Annotated in this window: 21 protein-coding genes, 1 rRNA gene and 1 pseudogene; 7 read left to right on the top strand and 16 right to left on the bottom strand. The window is 42.8% G+C overall.

What is annotated here, in order from left to right; all coding sequences use genetic code 11:
• Positions 1–71: 71 nt before the first annotated feature.
• Positions 72–1,493, bottom strand: a complete 1,422-nt coding sequence (locus CVD19_RS21930) for a flavin monoamine oxidase family protein (protein ID WP_101585315.1) — start codon at positions 1,491–1,493, stop codon at positions 72–74.
• Between the two features lie 209 nt (positions 1,494–1,702).
• Positions 1,703–1,930 carry a hypothetical protein gene (locus CVD19_RS21925; RefSeq protein ID WP_101585314.1) on the bottom strand — a complete coding sequence of 76 codons (228 nt, stop codon included), beginning with the start codon at positions 1,928–1,930 and terminating at the stop codon, positions 1,703–1,705.
• A gap of 382 nt (positions 1,931–2,312) precedes the next feature.
• Here CVD19_RS21925 and CVD19_RS21920 point away from each other — a divergent pair, with 382 nt between their 5' ends.
• Entirely contained in the window at positions 2,313–2,516 is a 204-nt protein-coding gene (locus tag CVD19_RS21920; RefSeq protein WP_257985243.1) for a thioredoxin family protein, read from the top strand.
• Between the two features lie 70 nt (positions 2,517–2,586).
• Here CVD19_RS21920 and glsA read toward each other — a convergent pair whose 3' ends face one another.
• Positions 2,587–3,516 carry a glutaminase A gene (gene glsA / locus CVD19_RS21915; protein ID WP_101585312.1) on the bottom strand — a complete coding sequence of 310 codons (930 nt, stop codon included), beginning with the start codon at positions 3,514–3,516 and terminating at the stop codon, positions 2,587–2,589.
• Between the two features lie 293 nt (positions 3,517–3,809).
• On the opposite strand from glsA, the gene CVD19_RS21910 reads away from it, so the two are divergent.
• The 3 genes from CVD19_RS21910 to hxlB all read left to right on the top strand — a co-directional run bounded on the left by CVD19_RS21910 (position 3,810) and on the right by hxlB (position 5,434).
• Positions 3,810–4,043 (top strand): hypothetical protein, encoded by a 234-nt coding sequence (locus CVD19_RS21910; RefSeq protein WP_101585311.1) that lies wholly within the window; start codon positions 3,810–3,812, stop codon positions 4,041–4,043.
• Positions 4,044–4,240: 197 nt separating this feature from the next.
• Positions 4,241–4,873: a 3-hexulose-6-phosphate synthase gene (gene hxlA / locus CVD19_RS21905; RefSeq protein WP_101585310.1), complete on the top strand. Its 633-nt coding sequence runs from the start codon at positions 4,241–4,243 to the stop codon at positions 4,871–4,873.
• Between the two features lie 3 nt (positions 4,874–4,876).
• Entirely contained in the window at positions 4,877–5,434 is a 558-nt protein-coding gene (gene hxlB / locus CVD19_RS21900; protein ID WP_101585309.1) for a 6-phospho-3-hexuloisomerase, read from the top strand.
• Between the two features lie 74 nt (positions 5,435–5,508).
• Here hxlB and CVD19_RS21895 read toward each other — a convergent pair whose 3' ends face one another.
• The 3 genes from CVD19_RS21895 to CVD19_RS21885 all read right to left on the bottom strand — a co-directional run bounded on the left by CVD19_RS21895 (position 5,509) and on the right by CVD19_RS21885 (position 7,144).
• A complete protein-coding gene (locus CVD19_RS21895; protein WP_101585308.1) occupies positions 5,509–5,778 on the bottom strand; it encodes a hypothetical protein in 270 nt (89 codons plus the stop codon).
• Positions 5,771–5,962, bottom strand: coding sequence for a hypothetical protein (locus CVD19_RS21890; protein ID WP_101585307.1), 192 nt, complete (start codon positions 5,960–5,962; stop codon positions 5,771–5,773). The genes CVD19_RS21895 and CVD19_RS21890 overlap by 8 nt, the downstream gene beginning before the upstream one ends.
• A 66-nt stretch (positions 5,963–6,028) precedes the next feature.
• The gene (locus CVD19_RS21885) at positions 6,029–7,144 is read right to left on the bottom strand and encodes a mandelate racemase/muconate lactonizing enzyme family protein (RefSeq protein WP_101585306.1); all 1,116 of its coding nucleotides are present in this window, start codon (positions 7,142–7,144) and stop codon (positions 6,029–6,031) included.
• A gap of 199 nt (positions 7,145–7,343) precedes the next feature.
• Here CVD19_RS21885 and CVD19_RS21880 point away from each other — a divergent pair, with 199 nt between their 5' ends.
• Entirely contained in the window at positions 7,344–8,264 is a 921-nt protein-coding gene (locus CVD19_RS21880) for a superoxide dismutase (protein WP_257985241.1), read from the top strand.
• Positions 8,265–8,376: 112 nt separating this feature from the next.
• Here CVD19_RS21880 and CVD19_RS21875 read toward each other — a convergent pair whose 3' ends face one another.
• From CVD19_RS21875 to CVD19_RS21860, 4 genes are all read right to left on the bottom strand, one after another.
• Complete coding sequence (locus CVD19_RS21875; protein WP_101585305.1) at positions 8,377–9,126, bottom strand: glucose 1-dehydrogenase; 750 nt, start codon at positions 9,124–9,126, stop codon at positions 8,377–8,379.
• Between the two features lie 120 nt (positions 9,127–9,246).
• Complete coding sequence (locus CVD19_RS21870) at positions 9,247–10,008, bottom strand: exodeoxyribonuclease III (RefSeq protein WP_101585304.1); 762 nt, start codon at positions 10,006–10,008, stop codon at positions 9,247–9,249.
• A gap of 18 nt (positions 10,009–10,026) precedes the next feature.
• Positions 10,027–10,911: a DUF3307 domain-containing protein gene (locus tag CVD19_RS21865; protein ID WP_101585303.1), complete on the bottom strand. Its 885-nt coding sequence runs from the start codon at positions 10,909–10,911 to the stop codon at positions 10,027–10,029.
• 12 nt (positions 10,912–10,923) lie between these two features.
• Positions 10,924–11,730, bottom strand: a complete 807-nt coding sequence (locus CVD19_RS21860) for a hypothetical protein (RefSeq protein WP_101585302.1) — start codon at positions 11,728–11,730, stop codon at positions 10,924–10,926.
• Positions 11,731–11,963: 233 nt separating this feature from the next.
• Here CVD19_RS21860 and CVD19_RS21855 point away from each other — a divergent pair.
• Positions 11,964–12,981: pseudogene (locus CVD19_RS21855) on the top strand (IS1595 family transposase).
• 71 nt (positions 12,982–13,052) lie between these two features.
• On the top strand, positions 13,053–13,529 hold the full coding sequence (locus tag CVD19_RS21850) for a GNAT family N-acetyltransferase (RefSeq protein WP_180953742.1): 477 nt from the start codon (positions 13,053–13,055) through the stop codon (positions 13,527–13,529).
• A gap of 173 nt (positions 13,530–13,702) precedes the next feature.
• On the opposite strand, the gene CVD19_RS21845 is transcribed toward CVD19_RS21850, so the two are convergent.
• The 6 genes from CVD19_RS21845 to rrf all read right to left on the bottom strand — a co-directional run bounded on the left by CVD19_RS21845 (position 13,703) and on the right by rrf (position 19,938).
• Entirely contained in the window at positions 13,703–14,977 is a 1,275-nt protein-coding gene (locus CVD19_RS21845) for a LysM peptidoglycan-binding domain-containing protein (RefSeq protein ID WP_101585300.1), read from the bottom strand.
• Positions 14,978–15,114: 137 nt separating this feature from the next.
• Entirely contained in the window at positions 15,115–15,948 is an 834-nt protein-coding gene (locus CVD19_RS21840) for a deoxyribonuclease IV (RefSeq protein ID WP_101585299.1), read from the bottom strand.
• A gap of 87 nt (positions 15,949–16,035) precedes the next feature.
• Complete coding sequence (locus CVD19_RS21835) at positions 16,036–18,612, bottom strand: helicase-related protein (RefSeq protein ID WP_101585298.1); 2,577 nt, start codon at positions 18,610–18,612, stop codon at positions 16,036–16,038.
• A gap of 211 nt (positions 18,613–18,823) precedes the next feature.
• Positions 18,824–19,111, bottom strand: a complete 288-nt coding sequence (locus tag CVD19_RS21830) for a YxcD family protein (RefSeq protein ID WP_101585297.1) — start codon at positions 19,109–19,111, stop codon at positions 18,824–18,826.
• The gene (locus tag CVD19_RS21825) at positions 19,105–19,524 is read right to left on the bottom strand and encodes a hypothetical protein (RefSeq protein WP_101585296.1); all 420 of its coding nucleotides are present in this window, start codon (positions 19,522–19,524) and stop codon (positions 19,105–19,107) included. Before CVD19_RS21825 ends, CVD19_RS21830 begins: the two co-directional genes overlap by 7 nt.
• 297 nt (positions 19,525–19,821) lie before the next feature.
• A 5S ribosomal RNA gene (gene rrf / locus CVD19_RS21820) occupies positions 19,822–19,938 on the bottom strand.
• Between the last annotated feature and the right edge of the window lie 174 nt (positions 19,939–20,112).

The following is a 20,112-nucleotide window of genomic DNA, read 5'->3' as shown; positions in this document are numbered from 1 at the left end:
AACATCCCTACTTTCTGATATGGTTCCTTGCGGCCGGGGGAATATTTTCTAATAATATTGAGTGTAGCATATCAGTGCCCAAAATCATCTATTATTTCCCTCGCCGCCCTGTTGCCGCTCTCTACTGCACCGTTCATGTATCCTTGAAAATAAACCGACGTATGTTCACCTGCAAAATGGCAGTTTCCTTCCTGTTCCATTTCCACCCCGGAAAACGCTGTATACTGCCCTATTCTACGAAAAGAGTATGATCCTCTCGCCCACTTGGACGTAATCCAGTAATCAACTGACGTTTTTCCTGAAAAAACGTTTTGAATGCCTGGAAAGACATTCTCAAATTCATCCAGGAACTCGCCGGAGAATTTTTTAAAGCCTTTTTTCATCATCCCGACTGCTTCATTGCCTCCAGTGTAATGGACAATGACCCCGCTTTCTCCTGGCTGCGCCCTTGAACTCTCGAATGTGCACTGATAATTTTGGTTATATGTAACGCCGTTACAGCCAGCCTGTTCCCAATGCCGGCTGTTAAATTGATAATGGGCCTTAATATTGCATCCCATGCCAAGCTCTTGAATTGCCCTGATTTTCAGGGGTCTGAAACCGGCCTCAGAATAATCCACAGTTCGCCCCAGAACCGAAAATGGAACGGTAAGGACTATTTTTTCTGCGGGCACTTCCTTTATTCCATCCTTAATGTTAAATTTCAGGGAGTACGTTTCATCGTCATTCCTTTTTATAGAAATTAACTCATGATTGAAATGGATGCTGTTTGGCAACTGTTCCACAAGCCTTTGGACAATATAATCATTGCCTCCCTTGACACGATATCTCTCGTCCGAGCTGCCAAACATAAGGAAATGATTCCTCTCCATCCCGCACATTAAATTAATCAGATTAAGCGCACTTTGTTCAGAACAATCAACACCGTATTCAATCGTATATGCGATACATAACAAGCGGCCCAAATCTGATTCAATTCCTCCTGAAATATTTTCATTTATCCAGTCAACGATCGATTGATGGTCGAGTTCCCACGCTCGTTTTGTGTAGTTATGGTACAAAATAGGAAAACCTGACAATGAATGTTCCTTGTTTATTTTTTCTGACACATCCCGAAAAAATTTTTCTATGTCCTCACACGGAACATGACTGTTATTTATATAGTAATACGGCTTTGATGCTGGTTTTTCTGAAGCCAGTAAATCATCCAGCTCCAGGCCCAGCTCATTAATCAAGTTAATAATGTCTTCATGGTTTGAATCAATCAGTTCACCTCCCCGTTCAATGTGCTGCCCATCTTTAAATGCATCTCTTTTTGTCCAGCATCTTCCACCTGGCCTTTGTGCTGCTTCGTAAACCTCCGAGCGTATCCCTGATTGCTGTAAACGGTAGGCACAAGTCAAACCCGCCAAACCTCCGCCAATGATGGCTACACGTGGAGCGTTTCTATTTGTTTCGGCATCTACATTTAAAAATGTTTTGTTGTTGTACATATATTGTCAGCTCCTGCATGTTAGATCACAATGGATATTGTTCCTCTTTAAACAGAATATAGAGCCCTCTTCATACAGAAACGTTATGATAATTAGTTCCAAGGTTAAAGTTGGGAACAACAGCATGCGTCCGAGTTCGCAGTTGGGCAAGAAACGATGATAATAATACAAAAAACGCCAATAACTGGCGTTTCGAAGGATACTAAGTATTAGCTGTTTTTTTCTTGGTTATTTTGTCCATTTCCCATTGCATTTCCTACGCTATTCATTGTCTTGCCAACTGCTTTCGCAGTCTGGTCTACGGTGTTCATCGCGATATTTTCTGTCGCCTGTAAAGTATTGTCGGCTGCATCGAAAGCTGCCCCAGCACCTTGTTTAATTCTGTTTGCGACGCCCTGGACCGCACCTTGCTGGTTCTCGTTTCCTTCACGTGTCATCCATTTCACCTCCTCATCATTTTTTAGGATACGTAGATGCGGCATGATTATTCAGCAAATGAGGAGGTGAAAATAAAACAGCCAAGTACCTATTGCTGGCTTGCAAAAGCGGTATTTTGATATCGTTGTATGTAAGGCGGCTAACAAGACAATTACTAATAAAGGGAACAGTTAATGCTTGATTCCCAAAATGCAATGGTATTTTCTATAGTGTCAGCAGGACTGTGACATTTTGGAAGTACCACGTTTTACAATTATTGAAAAGAGGTGAATCAAGGTGGTAAAAGCAATAAAAAACGCAGATTACGAAGCGCTTGTGGAAAATGCAGACAAGCCAGTCATTCTAGAATTTGGGGCGGATTGGTGACCAGGCTGCCGACAATTGAGGCCGGTGGTCTCTGCGGTTGCTGAGCAGGAAAAGTCAGTTGATTTCTTTTATGTGGACGTGGATCAAGCTCCAGACCTTGCCAGCCGGTTTGGTATCATGAGTATTCCGACGCTTGTTCAAATAAAGAACGGGAAAGAGACAAACCGATCGGTAGGTTTCATTCCTGAGGAACAGGTAAAAGAGTTTGCCAACTCCTAAATGATGATAAAGACATGCCTTTTTGGATTCATTCCACCAGGCATGTCTTTCAATGTTTTCAGTCCAAGGATTAAAAAATGCTTAATTTATATCTGCCGGATAATAGCTCCAGTAATTTCAACCCGGCAATGCTGTTGCCCCTCTCATCAAGGGCAGGGCCAAATATTCCGATTCCAAACCGGTTCGGAAAAGACCCCATTATCCCCCCTGAAACACCGCTTTTTGCGGGAATTCCCACCCTGACGGCAAATTCCCCGGAAGCATTGTACATCCCGCATGTCACCATTAGCGTCTTGCACAATCTCGCCACATCAGCGGGGATTAACATTCTTCCCGTTACCGGTTCTTCCCCGTCCATAGCGAAAACAGTGCCTATCCTGGCGAGGTCCAGGCAGTCCATTTCAATGGCACATTGTTTTGTATAAAGTTCAATCAGATCTTCTACATCCTCATCTATTACACTATTCTGCTTCATAAAGTAACAGAGCGACCGATTTAAAAATGCAGTATCAAACTCTGACTTCGCCACTTCCTCCGAGTAGGTGATATCGGGATTGCCTGCAAGCCCGCGGACGAACTCAAGGATCCGCTTAAACCTTTCTTCGATTGAGCTGCCCTTAATCATATGGGTAACAGCCAATGCGCCAGCGTTAATCATCGGATTAAGCGGTTTGGAAGCATTGCTTATCTCAAGTTTTATGATTGAATTGAATGGGTCTCCTGTAGGTTCATAGCCAACCTTGCTGAACACCCGTTCCTCACCGCAATCCATCAAGGCAAATGCCAATGCAAGCACCTTCGAAATACTCTGCAAAGTAATCTTGTCCTCGATGTCCCCGGCAGATATGCACGTACCGTCAGGATGGGAAATCGCTACTGATAAATCATGCTGGCGGGCCTTTTTCAAAGCCGGGATATAATCTGCAACTTTTCCATGCTTCGTACATTTTTTGGCTTCTTCAACTAGTTCCTGTAATTCTTCACTCGATCGGCAAGGCATTTCATTCACCTCAGTATTAAGAATAAATAGTTCACGTTGTTATTGTGGACAAAAAGCAGACAGGAATGTACGATAATCTATTAAATGAAGCATGTATGAAGACAGAAAACACAACATTGTACCCAGTTACAAGATTCATTAAGTAGAGTTTTTTCTGAAAACAAGGCGGATTTTCTAATGTAAATGGGCCGAAAATACCTTGCTTTCGACACCGCTTGTGTATAGAGTTAAAAGTGAAGAACTATTATGGGTCGCTTTGCTTTTTAGTTCCGCCCTAATAAGGGAAGGGGATGATGAATATTAATGTTATGAATATTAACAAAATGCTCCAGGAACTTCAAAAATCGCCGTACCTAGAATCCCATGTCACACACAAGATTACCAACAAGGATGAGGAAGAAATATCTGTCAGCTACTCCAGGTCTGCGGCCCGCTTTCGATTGCAGGACCGAACAGGCCAAAAGGTAAAGCACTTCAATAATATAGAAGAAACAGCTGCATTTTTAGAGGATTTTATCAATAATTAATTGAATCACAAAGTTGCCTGCATTTCTTGGCAACTTTTTTTGTTCCCAACATACGGTTCTGTGCGATGCCTGCCTTTCTCGAAATTTCATTCCATAATATCAAATTTAAGGCAATCTCCACAGCGTAACTAAATCGGTCTAATGGTTATATTACTACTGTTACACCTATTTAAAAGTTTATCCGTGGGGGGAAGATCATGGAATTACAATTAGCACTGGATCTTGTAAATATTCCTGAGGCCAAACAAGTTGTCAAAGAAGTCCAGGAATACATTGATATAGTAGAAATTGGAACACCGGTAGTTATTAATGAAGGCCTTAAAGCTGTCAGGGAAATCAAGAACGAATTCCCTGCTCTTCAAGTATTGGCAGACCTTAAGATCATGGATGCTGCAGGATACGAAGTCATGAAGGCATCAGAAGCAGGTGCCGATATCATAACAATACTGGGTGCAGCAGAAAATGAGTCCATAAGGGGAGCTGTCGAGGAAGCAAGAAAACAAAACAAAAAAATTCTTGTGGATATGATTGCTGTAAAGGACCTCGAAGCACGTGCCAAAGAGGTTGATGCACTCGGGGTGGACTATATCTGTGTCCATACTGGCTATGATCTCCAGGCGGTCGGAAAAAACTCCTTTGAGGACCTTTTAGCCATAAAACGGGTCGTAACAAATGCGAAGACGGCGATTGCCGGAGGAATTAAGCTGGACACCCTTCCTGAAGTGATAGAGGCACAACCAGACCTCGTCATTGTTGGAGGCGGAATCACAGGGCATGAAAATATGAAAGAAGCTGCCGCTGAAATGCATCGAATGATCAAACAGGTATAAACGATGAATACTTCTGAATATTATTCAAAAATACTGGACGAATTAAGCCGTTCATCCGCTTCAATACGTGATGAAGAAGTGGAGATTCTTCTGGAATCTATCCTTGGTTCAAAGAAAGTTTTCGTTGCCGGGGCAGGCAGATCGGGGCTGATGGCAAGGGCATTTGCTATGAGGCTTATGCACATGGGAATCGAATCATATGTGGTAGGCGAAACAATCACTCGTAACTTTGAACAAGAGGATCTGCTAATCATCGGGTCTGGTTCCGGCGAGACGGCCAGTCTGGTTTCGATGGCACAGAAGGCAAAAAAAATAGGTGGAACCGTTGCGGCAGTGACTATTTTCCCTGCTTCCACCATCGGTAATTTAGCGCAACTCAAAATCACTTTGCCCGGTACGCCAAAAGAACAATCTGATAGTGGCCATCCCACGGTACAGCCAATGGGGGCACTATTTGAACAGACCCTCTTATTATTTTTCGATGCTGTGATACTGAGGTTGATGGAGCAAAAAGGTTTGAATTCGGCAAACATGTTTGGAAGGCATGCTAACCTGGAGTAAACAGCGTTAATGTAAAATGTTCCCCAAAAAGACCGCAATCCTTATCAGTTTGCGGTCTTTTTGTATTTTATCAGCTAATGTGTTTTTCCCTGAAATTCCTCGAAGGTTTTCAATTCATGTATCATATCTTCTATTTCTTTTAACAACCCGTGGAATAAATTTGTTCTTCCAGATCGATTAAAATTCTTTTGGTCAACTGAATTCAGCAAGGCTATAACGGATTTTAATTTTAAGTCATCATAAAAATGAACCTCAGACTCTCCGGTCACTTCTCCTTTTAGTACCATATTTCCATTATCGTCAAAGGACTCAAATATACATTTCTGTTCATCAATATCATTCATTTTCTGTTCCCTTTCCTTCATGGCCAGGCTTATATTTTTCAGCTGTAATGTCCCGGTATGGCATTAGCCTCTTTTCAGCCTGTTCGTATCCCATATCTGCAACGTCGTCCAACAAGCGTTCGATGGCATCCTCAGGGTAGCCATAATTGCGGAGTAATTGCTCCATTTTCTGAAAATCGTCCATTTATAGCACCTCCGTTCATTATTGTCCCCCATTTGTTAAATATCTACATTGAGTATGAGAACCCGTTCAATAAGTGCTCCCGTCCCAGAGATAAGCATGAATTAACTCTGTATCAACCTCAACCCCGATGCCCGTTCCGTCCGGGACAGAGACTTTTCCGCTTATAGGCTTTATAGGTACGAGATCGGAAAATGGATTTTCCATTACATCCCATTCCAAAGGCTCAATTTTTTCTCCGTCCATTTTCGTCCATGAAGACAGGACAGCCTGGCAAAATAATGTATGCAATCTGGAAACTGACCCATCATAGCTATGTGGTGATACTCTTGCTCCAAAGTGGCGGGCAAGCTGCAATGAATCCCTGAAATCCTCCACTCCCTTCCCATGCAGAATGTCCGGCTGAATCATATCAAACGAATTATTCATAAGCAGTTTTAAAAATTCTTTGGCGTTTTTGAGATTTTCTCCTCCAGCAATAGGGACTGAAAGGCAGGAACGAAGCAGTTGATATTCCCGTAAATTATTCAGCGGCAGAGGCTCTTCCATCCAGAGAACATTGTCCCAATTTGAAAAATGACGTTCCCACTGACGCGCTGCTGCGAGATCATAGCTTTGATTTGCATCAAGTATTAGCCAAACTTTCTCCCCCAGTTTCCCCTGGATTTTTTCAATATGCATGAAGTCTTCTTTTATCATTCGTCCCCCAACTTTTACTTTCAACTGATTAAAGCCGTTCCTCATCGTTTTTTCCACCGCTTGAAGAGAATGATCGATCCAGTCCGTTTTGTCAGTATAGGATTGTAGCGAGGCATAAACCGGGATCATATCCCGTTGTTTTCCTCCCCACAGATCACATACCGAAATATTTGCGCTCTTGGCCGCTATTTCCGTTAATGCCATACTGATTGCCGCCGCTGCCCGCTGATGCAATTTACTGATCGTACTGACCAGTTTCAGCCTGTCTGACGCATTTTTACCTACTATGTAAGGTATAATCCTTTGTGTAAAACCCAAATGCAAGGTTGGCAGCCAATCAATGCATTCCCCCCAGCCATCTATGCCAGATTTAGTGATGATCCGGATTAAATAACAGCTTCTATATTGCTTATATCCATTGGCATCGCCATACGGTGTTGAAATTTTATGTAATAACGGATAGGTTTCCACCCTATCAATTTGCATCGGCTGCCCTCCCTTCCAAATGCCAACGACTTCATTTCCGCCTCAATTTACTTTTAAGGTATCCATTTCATCTTTTCCCAATTCTCCCGGTAAATTTCATCAGTGAGCAACGGATTATACAAAAAAACCTTTAAAGAACAACTCCCAGCCCAACTATATCGAACATATAGTAAAAGGATGAAGTAAGGGAGGGAATAATGTGGCAGATGACCAATCCTTTGAAGGCTTTTTATCCGAGGTCATGGAATGGGCTGGCCTTCTAAAGGAAGAATCGGAAAAAAACAGCAATCTTGGGCAGATACGCGGGGGTGCTGATTTCCGCAATGAATTAGAAGGCTTCCTGGAGGATATTCACCATCTAAAAAGCAATGGCGGACTATTGAATGAAGAGACAGCATGCCAATTAGGACAAAGAGCATCTCAATTATATGAACAGTGGATGTCTCTTTCTGAAGCTGCGAGTATTGAATTGAGGCAGGGAGAAGCCGGATCCGCTGTACCGATTGGCGGACATAGGCTGCCCCCGCTTCCGTATCCTTATGATGCACTTGAACCTTACATCGACAGGAGGATCATGAAGCTTCACCATCAAAAACACCATCAGAGTTATGTGGACGGCTTAAATAAAGCCGAAAAGGAAATGGAAAAATCTAGAAGTAATAATGATTACGAGTTGATTAAACATTGGGAACGGGAAGCAGCATTCCACGGGGCTGGACATTATTTGCATACGATTTTTTGGACGGTAATGAAGCCCCAGGGCGGGGGGACACCCAGAAGGGAGCTATTATCGCAAATTGAGCGTTCGTTTGGAAGCTTTAAGCAGTTCAAGCAGCATTTTTCCGAAGCAGCTAAAACAGTCGAGGCGGTGGGCTGGGCGATCCTCGTCTGGTCGCCGAGATCTCATCGCCTCGAAATACTTCAAGCAGAAAAACATCAGAATTTAAGTCAATGGGACGTTATCCCCCTCCTGCCGCTGGATGTATGGGAACATGCTTATTATTTGCAGTATGAAAATAACAGGGGAAAGTATGTAGACAACTGGTGGAATGTGGTTAATTGGGATGAGGTCGAACGGCGGTATAACAAGGCTAAAACAGTGAGATGGGAGCCTTTTTAGGGGGCAATTAAGAACCCTCCGGATTCCGGTTCGGAGGGTTTTTAATTGCAAATGTCCAACTTTTGTTTGACCGCTAAAGAATCACCAGCCTGAAAAATTGCCGCTGAATAACTTATTCCTCATAGATCATCTTTTTCGTCATGCCTCCGTCAACTGTTAAATTAATGCCGTTTACAAAGTCATTCTCTTTGGAAGTCAAGTATAAGCATGCCCGTGCGACGTCTTCCGGTCTTCCAACACGCCTTGAAAAATGCTGCTCATGGTCAACATCCTTGAGCTGTTGGTAGTCACCTGTCTCGATCCAGCCAGGCGAGATAACGTTAACGGTTATATTATCTTGGCTTAGTGATGCTGCGAGGGCATGGGTTAACGCGACAATTCCTCCCTTAGTGGCAGCATAAGCTTCTGAATTCGGCTCAGACATAAATGCCCTTGTTGAAGCAATATTCACAATTGAGCCGCCGCGTTCATTTTCACGCATGTATTTGGCTCCTTCACGGGAACCGAGAAAGACGCTGCGCAGGTTTGTGTCAACGATGTCATCCCATTCTTCAATCGCCAATTGATACGGAGATTTAAACAGGCCCTTCCCTGCATTGTTTATCAATATATGAATTGCCTTGTATGCATCTTTGGTCGTTTCCATTAAATGGATGATATGATCTTCCCTGCGCACATCGGTTTCCACAAACAGGGCTTCCCCGCCATGTTGCCGAATTTGAGATACGGTGCGGTTGCCAGCCTCTGCGTCCACATCAGCTACAACCACATAGGCTCCATGCTTTGCATACATCATAGCGACCGCCTGGCCGATTCCATTGGAAGCTCCTGTCACGACCACAACTTGTTTTGAAAAGTCCACGTTTAATTCTCCTTTAAACCCGTTATTTTAAAATTATCGCCAAATTTATGAAGGAATAACTGCTTTACGCGACAACACATTGACTTTAAACTACAGAATTCATGTGTTTCGCAGCCCTGTTTACGTTTCCAAATCGATGTCCAGCAAAACGGGACAATGGTCGCTTCCGATTACATGTGAGTGAATCTGGGAATCTTTAATGGATTCTACGAGTTTACTAGAAACAATAAAATAATCAATCCGCCAGCCGATGTTCCGCTCTCTTACTTTGCTCATGTATGACCACCAACTGTACACTTCCGCCTTATCCGGATATAGATGCCTGAATGAATCGACAAAACCATTTTGTAGCAGTTCCGTCATTTTGCCGCGTTCCTCTTCTGTAAAACCGGAGTTTTTTTGGTTTGATTTCGGGTTTTTCAAATCTATCTCCTTATGGGCCACATTGAGATCACCACATAAAATGACCGGTTTTACCCGATCCAGTTCAACAAGGTATTCCCGGAGCTTGTCCTCCCATAATAGACGGTAACCTAGGCGTGCCAGGTCCCTTTGCGAGTTTGGCGTATACACATTTACGAGATAGAAGCTCTCAAATTCCAGTGTGATGGCCCTTCCTTCCGAATCATATTCTGGCGCTCCTATACCATACTTCACCGAAAGAGGTTCTTTTTTCGAAAATATCGCTGTACCCGAATACCCTTTCCGCATAGCGTAATTCCAATAATGATGGTAGCCTTCCAAGCCAAGATCGATTTGCCCTTCCTGCAATTTTGTTTCCTGGACACAAAATATATCTGCGTCCGTTTCTGTGAAATAATCCAGAAATCCTTTGCCGGCGCAGGCCCTTAAGCCGTTAACATTCCATGATACTAATTTCAAAATGTATGCTCCTCACCACTAATTTATTGTTTCTCTTAAAATAATTCCAAAAGCAATGGCCAGGAACATTGAAGTCAGCGTTCCAAGCAGGAAATATTCCGCCCAGTCCCGGTCATCCATCTGTTTAAACCTCGCGATTGATTTCGCGGTAACGATGAAAGCTATCGCTGGGTATGCGCTGTAATAGGTTAGTAAAATGACAAGCAGCCGCTCGATATACCCGATTAATTTCCCACGGGATAGATCGTGTTTATTGAAAACCATAAAGTTTAATTCTTCTGTCAACCCTGTTTTCCCTGGTTGTTTATTCATCCACAGGGATTCATTCACTTCATTTTTGTAAGCATACTTCCCTTCAAATGTCAGAAGCTGGCTCGGAAGCGATCCTAACAGAATCCTGATCATATGGCCGCTCACAGTGGTTACAGAAATCAGGATGATCACGGCAAATAAAAGCTTGTTTATTATATTTAATTGTCTGTTTTCTCCTTCATCCACCAGTAACTCTACCACTCTGTCAATTATTCTGGCAAACTCAATATCAAAGAATATATGACATGCTAAAATCATCATCGCCAGATGCAAAAACTGGTCTAGAAGAAAGAAACAAAGCTTTTTTAAATGTTCGTCTCCTTCATGCTTGATAGTATCGAGCAGTTTGATTTTTGTGATATCAATTATACAATGGGTCAATAGGATAAACGATAATGGCAGGAACAGATATTTAACAAAGTCTTTGAACTCATAATAGTAAACCCAGAAGCCTAATATAACCATCCCTAGTACAATTAAATGGTGGCCCATATGCTTGCCGATATATTTCATTTTATCCTTGACCATTTTATCCGTCTGCAAATAGAAATCAGCAATTAAGTGTGCCAGAATCATGGCAAGTAAAAGCATCGCTTCGCCTCCTCAATCATCCCGATCCGGCAAATCAAAATACTCTGTCAGGTTCTCATCCACATGCCTTTTAATGGCCTTCATCACATTTTCAATCCGTACATCTGAATTGGATCCGCCAGGGTAAGCGTTTTTTTGCAATGAGTTCAGAACACTGACTATCTCACTGAAGGCATTCAAAATTTCCTCACTGTCCCCCTTTTTAAAATGGCTGGAAATGGTGGAGGGGTTTTTGTGAAGAAGTCGGCCAACTTCTTTTTGTTTCCCGAAAATAAGGTACAACGAACATACCATTTGCTGGATTGGCGTCTGTGACTGTATGTACAAATGCTGCATTCTCAATATGGTATTCATCAGCTTTTGGAGCTCGCCCATATAAAGGCCAGCGGTGTCATTCTTATCGGAGAAATAAAGTTCATCGAGCCCAAACTGATATTGTGGACGGCTTGTCTTTACTTTTTTCAGCAAATCGTTCGCCTGCCTTGCCTGCTTCACTAGCGGATGGATCCATTTCTCGATGTCGATTGACTCCAATTCCCTGGAGATATGCCCGAATGACATGCCAAAATATGGTTGATTATTTTTATACTTCCATACCCGGCCAATAAAAAATGCAATTGTATATGCTAAAGCATAGTCATCGCCAATGAAAATGATTTCGTCCCCTGAGCGGTGTTTTACTTTAACATTGGCTGTCCCCTCTGTCCAGCGGGTTATCCAGCTGACCATATTATCAAGGTAAAGAGTGAGTTCTTCTCCAATTCCTTCTGAGGATGAGTTAGTTACGTCCATGATAAAAACGGAGATTGGATATTCCAAAGGAATCCCTCCTAAAAAATTCGATTATACAATCGAATTTTAATGAAGTTTGTTTATTTAGTCAAACTTATCAATATTTTGCTTGGACAATCACATTTTACCGTATTGCGACAGGATTTTCATCCGGTTTACTTTTTTTAAAAGGCTATGTTAAATTACAATGTTGATATTCGATAAATTCGAACGTTAGTTCTGTAATTAAGGTAACACTATCGTTCGGAGATGATTTTCCTATGGACCTAAAGGATTTGAAAAAGCGTGCTGATGCTTTAGACAACAGCGGCAAGCTGGAACTCTTCCACTTTTTGCAATCTCGTATCACGGGAATGACTACTCCTATACGTGCGATCGATGAAATCCAGTCTGCCCACATTGTGATAGCCTCTCGGCTGTGCGATTTGGAAAATACGTGATTAAAACCCGTACTGGGCTTAGACGGCAACGTTATCGCTGTAAATCCTGCCGTCAAACGTAACGATCTCACGAATACTCCACTTCAATGCACCAGAAGACCTCACCTTTGGGTTCGATTCATTGAATTTATGATTGAGGGTTTTTCGCTGAGGAAATGTGCCGAGTTGTTGCATGATGAGGTAACTCATGTAACCCTGTTTTATTGGCGGCATAAAATTCTTTCCGCTCTGAAACGAATTCCAACGGAATCATTCCAAGGTATCATCGAGATGGATGAGACCTATTTCCTCTACTCTGAAAAGGGGAAAAGAAACATTCACTGAACGCAAGTCCCGTAAACGCGGTGGCAAAGCTAAATATCGTGGCATCAGCAACGACCAAATATGTGTATTGGTCGCCCGTGACCGTAAGAAGATGACTTTTTCCGGCGTTCTTGGACGTGGGCGTATTCGGACTACGAAATTGGATGAGCCTATTGGCGGTCATTTATCAGAGTCGAATGTACTTTGTACCGATTCATGGAGTGCATTCAGTTCCTACGCCAATTCGAAAGGTCTAGCCCATTACCGCTTCAAGTCCGACGGGAAACAGCGTGTGAAAGGGGTTTACAACATTCAGAATGTAAACAGCTACCATATCCGTTTGAAGCGTTGGATTGACCGCTTTAATGGCGTTGCAACAAAATATTTGCAACATTATTTGGCTTGGTTTCGTTACTTAGATAGCAAGGAATATGAGAATACTGCGTCGAATAAGAAAAATATGTTAATCACTTCTTGCCTGTTCACTGTAACAGAGACAAATACTAATCTTCGAAGGTCAGCTTTTTCTTGCTGAAAGAATACTTCAATATAACTGTCTAAATTAATCTGTGGTTTTAAAAAAAATTTTACTTGAATGAGGGTAATGTGGAAATCGTGTTGTTGCGTGACGTAATCGAAGATGACCTATTGATTTTTTTTGAACAGCAGTTGGACACGACAGCCAATTTTATGGCTGCCTTTACTTCTAAGGACCCGTCGGATAAGATTGCTTTTAAGGCACATTGGGAAAAGATTTTAAACAATGAGACGATAATAAAAAAGACGGTAATTTATAGTGGAAATGTGGCAGGACATGTCTCATGCTTTGAACAGTTCGGTGAACGGGAAGTCAGCTACTGGATCGGACGTGAATACTGGGGGAAAGGTGTCACGACCGAAGCACTTTCTCAATTTCTGGATTGTATAACCATTCGCCCCCTTTATGCTCGTGCGGCGAAGGATAACATTGCTTCCATTCGCGTATTAGAAAAGTGTGGCTTTGAGATAAAAGGAGAAGACAAAGGATACTCCAATTCACGAGTTGAGGACGTTGAAGAATATATCCTGAAGTTATCTCTATAAAAAGTCAATGTTGACTCAACTAACAAGGACATTAGCTCAACTACCCGCCCTCCTCAGAAGGCGGTTAGCTTTATTCCCAGAATCAACACTAAAGCTTAACATAGCCTTTTTTAAAAGAAAGAACCTCCTGCACATCGTTCTCCGGGTAAAAACGAGAACAAGACAGCTGGATCTTAATTCCTAACTTTCATAGCATTTATATTGTCCGCTACATATGCCCAATTTTGGGGAGCCGCCAGATTAAGCTGCCAATAGGTTGTGCCATATATTTGATAAATATCAATCAACCTATATTTTTCTATAAAACTTCTAATATCCTCGAACCAGACAACATGCTCTTCCGATCCTCGCCAGTATCGGTACCAGGGAGATTGTGCCCGCGCATCGAATTGGATGTCAACGCCGATCGAAATGGCCAGATTCTGGGCAGCTTGCACAGACAGCGCTCTCGTCAAATTTGTTCGGACCGTCTTGTCATACCCATATAAAGGGAAGGCAATTTGAAGTTTATTCCGGGTGATCTGGGTAACTGCATAGCGAATGATCTGTTCCACCCACCACACAGGGGCAATCGGATCAGGGGGTCCGCCTGGGTACCCATAGTCAATGGTCATTACCGCGACGATATCTGAAACATCACCAATTGCCCTGTAATCATATGCACCGATTATAGGATTGGTTGGAATATCCTCCGTTTTCGCATGCACATTGACATGTAAAATAAGTGCCCCAAGCGCAAGCTTCAGTTCCTGCAGAAACGTTATGAAGTCAGAACGCTGTGCAGGCGGGATGAATTCAAAATCGATACTGACACCTTCATATCCCCTTTGTCTCGCCAGGTTTGCAATGCTTAAAGCAAGATTCCTGCGGTAATTCGGATTTTCAAGCACTTTTCCGACCAGTTCAGGGCTGAAATTGCCGTTTCTGTAGTTACGGATCATTAATAATGGAATGATGTCCAATTGCTTGCTCCGGTCTACAATCGCCCGGTCCTCCAATTCAACATAAGCATATCCTTCATCTGTAAATGTGTAAGCAACCACCGCCACATATGTAAGGTGTTCCGCCAACCGTCCAAGTTCGCCAAGCACAGCTTGCGGTGAAGAGGGAATAACGAATCCAAGGGTTGCAATTTCCATTTTAACCGGTGAGGGAATCACGATTCTTTGCCCGATTGACAAGCGGTTGGGATCAATCCCCGGATTCGCTGTTAAAATGGCCGGCACACTAGTAATGAAGCGGCGGGCCAGTTGCCACAACGTATCACCTGCATTTATGGAATAATACCGACTTTGCAACAGGTTGTCTGGAATGTACAGAGAGAGTCCTGGTACTATTGAACTAGCGGACTGCAATCCATTCACTTCAGCAATCATTGAAATCGAAACGCCAAACCTCCGGGAGATTGCCCAAAGGCTATCCCCTCTTTTCACCACATGCACAGCCATCACATCACACCTTTTAATTTCCTTATAACCATCTTATGGGACGTTTTGGTTTATATACTCAATTCCTTCCCCGTGATTGGCTGTAAGTCTTTAAGGGTGCGCCCGTTCCGTAAAGCTGCTCGGACCGTAACTTGAAATCATCCCCACTTTTCATTTAAAAGCCGGACTTCTTCCTTGTGGGTAACTCCCTCGTCTGACGGAGTTTCCAGAATAAACGGGACATTTTTTAACGCGTCTAAACCGATCAAGGCTGCAAACTGCCTTTCTGTTATATGGCCATTTTTAAATATATTGGCATGCCGGTCCTTGCCAGATTCAGCAGGGTATTTGCTATTGTTGAAATGGATTGCCACCAGTTCTTTAAAATAGCCTGTCTCATTACCCTTTGCCAACAGTTCCTCCGTATTGTCCCCTCTCCATAGCCCGCTTGCAAAAGCATGGCATGTGTCCAGGCAAAAGCCGACTTTGTCTGGGTAATCACATAAATTGCGGACCTGTACCAATTCCTCAAGAGTGGTTCCAATAGAGCCGGGCTTTCCGGCATTGTTTTCAAGAAGGATTTTGCAATCGCCCTCCCAATTAACGAGCACTGAATTCAGCATTTCAATCATCAACTGATAACCAGCCAAAGGATCATCTGCACTGATATGGCTGCCGAAATGGGCGACCACACCCGAAGCGCCGCAGGCATCGGCAATTTCCAAATCATTGACCAGCGATTTGATTGTCAGTTCTTTTTTATCAGCTAAAGGTGTCAGGCTGGTCGGGTATGGCGTATGCGCAACAGAAACCAGTCCGTTCTTCCGGCTAAATTCTTTGCAAAGTGCAGCATTTTCTTTATCAAACTTCTTTATTGTAAGGCTCCGGGGATTTTTGGGAAAAAACTGATAGGCGGCCGCCTTAATCGCAACAGCGTGTTTTGCTGCATTTAAATATCCTCCCCTGATGCTGATATGGCACCCAAATTTCATGTTATCCCCCATTCCGTGCGTTTCCTTTAGAATTTGAGGATTTAGGGGAATCTATTCTGACTGACGTTTTTTTCGATCCCATTTAAATCATCGGCGGTGCGTATGCTTCCTTTTTTTATAACGCCATGAATGGCAATCATTACATATTTGAAAAGGACTGTCAGCAGGCAGTTTTTTTCCGCAATGCCTGCACTTTTTTGTGCAATGCCTTACTTCCGATTTTAAATATTCATGTACCTCATCACTCAAACCTTCGCGTACCCTTTCCCAATAAACTGCTTCAGTGCGTTTGTCCAGTCTATATAAAAACAGCAGGTGAAGGCCCAGTGCCTTATAGGATAGTTCCAGTTCCTCAAGATTCCCAGTCTTTATTACCGGTTCTGGCAATTCACTGCCAGAAACAATGGCAGTCATTGTTTCAAGCCACTGCTGAGTAAGGACAGGTTCTTTTTTGGAAAACGGAAGGTGCAAAAAGCCATACAGGTCCATCATCGACATGCGCCTTTCAATTTCACTGCCCCTGATTAATTCATATAGCTCCCGTTCTTCTGACAGGGTTGCTTTGTTTGTTCCCTGCGGGCTATCGAATTGTTCCCACAGCTCAAAAAAAGTCCCGAGGCTTCGGTAATATTTCTGGAACCGCTCGAAAACTGTGCTTGTTGGGGCGATTGCGAATGACAGCACGGGGGCGTCCTCTTGCTGGAGCAGTTTTTTCATTAATTTTATATCAGAGGAAAATGCGACTTTTCCTACATCATAAATCCCTTTGCGTCCGGCACGTCCAGCTATTTGCTTCACTTCCTGTGACGTTAATCTCCTTCTCCTGGTACCGTCAAATTTTTCATTTTCTAAAAGAGCGATCCTGCGTATTGGCAAGTTAAGGCCCATGCCAATCGCATCCGTTGCTACGATCACATCTGCCTGTCCATCGATAAATCGCTGAATCTGTTTTTTTCGCGTTTCAGGAGGCATGCTCCCATAAATCATACTGGCAGTGTGGCCATTATTTTGCAGTCTTGATGCCGTTTCAAGAACCTGCCTCCTCGAAAAGCATACGAGGGCATCTCCCTTTTTTGTTTGGTTTAAATTGAACTCCTTCCTCTCAATTTGAAGAGGAATCTCACGACTGTACTCATGAACCTCGACTTCTGAATCACCTAACAGCTCTAACATCATTGTCTTTATGTTCATGCTTCCGATAATATGGACTTCCCTCGCATTTGCTTTCGTAATGGCCTTATACCAGGAAAATCCACGGTCCTTATCAGCAATCATCTGGGCTTCATCAATAACGACTACCTCAAAAAAATCTTTTTCATGGAACATTTCGACAGTGCAGGAATAATGTTGGGCACCATCGTTTAGTTTTTCTTCTTCACCTGTCTTTAATGAACATACAACGCCCTCAGAATTCAGCCTGTCATATACCTCCAGGGCCAAAAGACGGAGCGGTGCCAAATACAATCCGCTGTCTGCATCTTTCATACGCGTTAAAGCATGATGAGTTTTACCAGTATTTGTTTCCCCGATATGAAGTACATACCGGATATTTTGGCCGATGGCAGGGCTGTATTCCTGTCCAAAAATATCGTCTAAAATACGTTTCTCCTCGGCCTGTTTGCGTTCCACTTCTGCAACTTTCTGAGCCTTCCGGCGTTCACGGGCCGCCAAATCCTGTTCATAGATGCTGCGATGCACATCAGCATCAAAAGGAATTGCTGCAAGTTCTATTAGATCAAGGATATGCTCTTCTTCCAGCATTGATAAATAATGGTCAAAAATAGCTGACAGGGATTCCGCCATGAGCTTCTTTAACACTTTTGTATCTAAAGGCTCCATATGTGTTTGATGATATTCTTCCAATAATTCACTTGTGAGATCTTCGAAAAGTCCGGATGAAGCTATTTCGTAGAAGTGGCTCGTGATCAGTCTCTCATAACGGAAATAATACGTTTCATATTCATAATAGCTCCTTCCCCAATGGACGGTCTTATGAATATCTCCAGTCAATTCATTGAGGAATTCGGACAGTGAAAAATAATCTTCTGCGTTAAATCGTCCTTCATTAATCAATTTTTCTTCTAGTGCGAATGTGTCAACTTCCCCGTATTTAGGATTGTTGTCCAAGTCCTGTACCAGTTGCTTTGCCGTAAAATGTCTGACATGCAAGTAGTGATGCCCATAGTTCCGCCCCAGGTAGTCTTCTGCCACCCTTTGGATAGCCTTCCGCACTTCCATTCTTTTTTCCTGAAGCTTTAACGCCTTCTCCTTTATCAAGAAATCCGTCCTGGCATTTTTATATCTTTCTTTCCACTCCTCTTGTTTATGGGAGAAGGTTTCAATGACCCAGGCAATGGCATCGAATGGCTGATACGTCCTCATTTGGTTCCTGAATAGCGTATTGATAAGCTTACGGTCGACAGCTTCAGTGACGAATCCCTTGGCATTCAAAAATGCCTTTTTTTGTATTTTGGGTACATCGTTTGTAGATTTATTCAGCCACACATTCATCCAGATTTGTTCAATGTAATGTCTTCTTTCGGAAAGATATTCATCAAAAGATGGCATTGACTTGTGCTTTCCCAGATAGAGATCGATGTCGCCGAATATTTTCTGTTTCGTCTGTTCCACTGCTTTAGGATAGACAGTGAGTAATTGATTCATTTTATAGCTCCTCTTTACGATCGTTCATATGGACTAATTGTACGCTTGTTTTATTATTTCTCCAAAATTTTTTGTCCAACACAGGCAAAAACCTGAATGAATTTCTATAAAAAGCAACGGCTTATTATTAAAAAAAGCCCATCCAGAAAATGGACGGACTCGGTTTTCCATAATGATTCCTTAAAATTGGGGCTGTGAACCCATTTCCATTTCATTTTATCAATGCGATTATGCCTTCGGAATCATCAAGCAGCAGTTCAATTCCAGAAAAGGGATCCTCGTTTAATACTTGATCAAGCCAAAGCCGGATGGCTTCAATGATATTCTGTGTAATAAGGATTTGTTTTCGGCCCTCTATAAACGTTTCGGCGGAGAAGCCATAATCATCGTCATACAGCAGTTCCACTTCAACTGCATGGGGCGATATTTGCCTTTTGTCTGCTGTATATAGACAAATTGCGTCGACAATATCCTGTTCAGATATTTTTCGTTTTACCATTGCTGCCTATCCCTGTTATATCGGTTGCGGAAAAAGAGCCTTCTGATAATTGCAAACAACAAAAATATTCCCAGGATATTGATCGCAAACCCAAGCATTGGCCCCAGCGGCCCCATGCTGGCAAACAATCCTCCCAGCAATAAACCGGCCAGGCCACCATACATCAGCCCACCCATAAAGCCCCTTCGATTTTGGATATTCTTTTTGGCGGTAGATTCGCTTGGTGCAGTTTTTCTTACGGTGTTATTTTGCCTGTTGTTGTAATCGTAGTTGTTGCCGCCTCTATATTTCTTTGCCCCGGAACTATACCTTTTTGCACTGGCAATATGGTCATGGTCCTGAAAAACAATATTTCCTGCAGGGGAGAAAGCCACGGCAATCGCCACGATGGCTGCAATGATTTTTTTGTACATGATGTATCCTCCTTGTTGTAAAGGTCATTAAAAAAATTTAACTATTAATTGGTTTCTTTTTCTGGATAACAATACTACGGTTGAAACTCAAATAAGTTCCATTTTTGAGCGCTCTGTCAGGTAATCTCCTGCGAATGATAATCTATCATAATGTTTCCCTTGCGCCGGATTTATAAAACCTCTGCTGGAAACGGCAAGTGCGGACAAATGGAAAAGGTGCTAACCAGTGCCTAAGGATTGGAATGATTACGCATTGCACAAAAAGAACAGCTGACATAAAATCAGCTGTTTTCGTGTGCCCGGCGGCGTCCTACTCTCACAGGGGGAGAACCCCCAACTACCATCGGCGCTGAGAAGCTTAACTTCCGTGTTCGGTATGGGAACGGGTGTGGCCTTCTCGCCATCGCCACCAGACAATTTTTAAAGACATTTAATATATTATAATGCCTTGTGTGTTTTTTCAAGAGGAAATTTCTTGTTCCCTCAAAACTGGATAATCTTTTGTAAGAAGGTTAATGAACTTTGTATCTTTTAGGTTAAGTCCTCGATCGATTAGTATCAGTCAGCTCCACGTGTCGCCACGCTTCC

It is taken from the genome of Bacillus sp. T33-2 (assembly GCF_002860205.1).
Classification (GTDB): domain Bacteria; phylum Bacillota; class Bacilli; order Bacillales; family Cytobacillaceae; genus T33-2.
This window is presented reverse-complemented; position numbering and strand designations above follow the sequence as displayed.

Coding starts and splice junctions, on each gene's coding strand:
- CVD19_RS21845 (WP_101585300.1), bottom strand. CDS start 14,977: ATGGCTGTGCATGTGGTGAAAAGAGGGGATAGCCTTTGGGCAATCTCC.
- hxlA (WP_101585310.1), top strand. CDS start 4,241: ATGGAATTACAATTAGCACTGGATCTTGTAAATATTCCTGAGGCCAAA.
- CVD19_RS21885 (WP_101585306.1), bottom strand. CDS start 7,144: ATGCAAATTGATAGGGTGGAAACCTATCCGTTATTACATAAAATTTCA.
- glsA (WP_101585312.1), bottom strand. CDS start 3,516: ATGCCTTGCCGATCGAGTGAAGAATTACAGGAACTAGTTGAAGAAGCC.
- CVD19_RS21840 (WP_101585299.1), bottom strand. CDS start 15,948: ATGAAATTTGGGTGCCATATCAGCATCAGGGGAGGATATTTAAATGCA.
- CVD19_RS21865 (WP_101585303.1), bottom strand. CDS start 10,911: ATGCTTTTACTTGCCATGATTCTGGCACACTTAATTGCTGATTTCTAT.
- CVD19_RS21825 (WP_101585296.1), bottom strand. CDS start 19,524: ATGTACAAAAAAATCATTGCAGCCATCGTGGCGATTGCCGTGGCTTTC.
- CVD19_RS21890 (WP_101585307.1), bottom strand. CDS start 5,962: ATGGACGATTTTCAGAAAATGGAGCAATTACTCCGCAATTATGGCTAC.
- CVD19_RS21895 (WP_101585308.1), bottom strand. CDS start 5,778: ATGAATGATATTGATGAACAGAAATGTATATTTGAGTCCTTTGACGAT.
- CVD19_RS21835 (WP_101585298.1), bottom strand. CDS start 18,612: ATGAATCAATTACTCACTGTCTATCCTAAAGCAGTGGAACAGACGAAA.
- CVD19_RS21925 (WP_101585314.1), bottom strand. CDS start 1,930: ATGACACGTGAAGGAAACGAGAACCAGCAAGGTGCGGTCCAGGGCGTC.
- CVD19_RS21830 (WP_101585297.1), bottom strand. CDS start 19,111: ATGGTAAAACGAAAAATATCTGAACAGGATATTGTCGACGCAATTTGT.
- CVD19_RS21930 (WP_101585315.1), bottom strand. CDS start 1,493: ATGTACAACAACAAAACATTTTTAAATGTAGATGCCGAAACAAATAGA.
- hxlB (WP_101585309.1), top strand. CDS start 4,877: ATGAATACTTCTGAATATTATTCAAAAATACTGGACGAATTAAGCCGT.
- CVD19_RS21910 (WP_101585311.1), top strand. CDS start 3,810: ATGAATATTAATGTTATGAATATTAACAAAATGCTCCAGGAACTTCAA.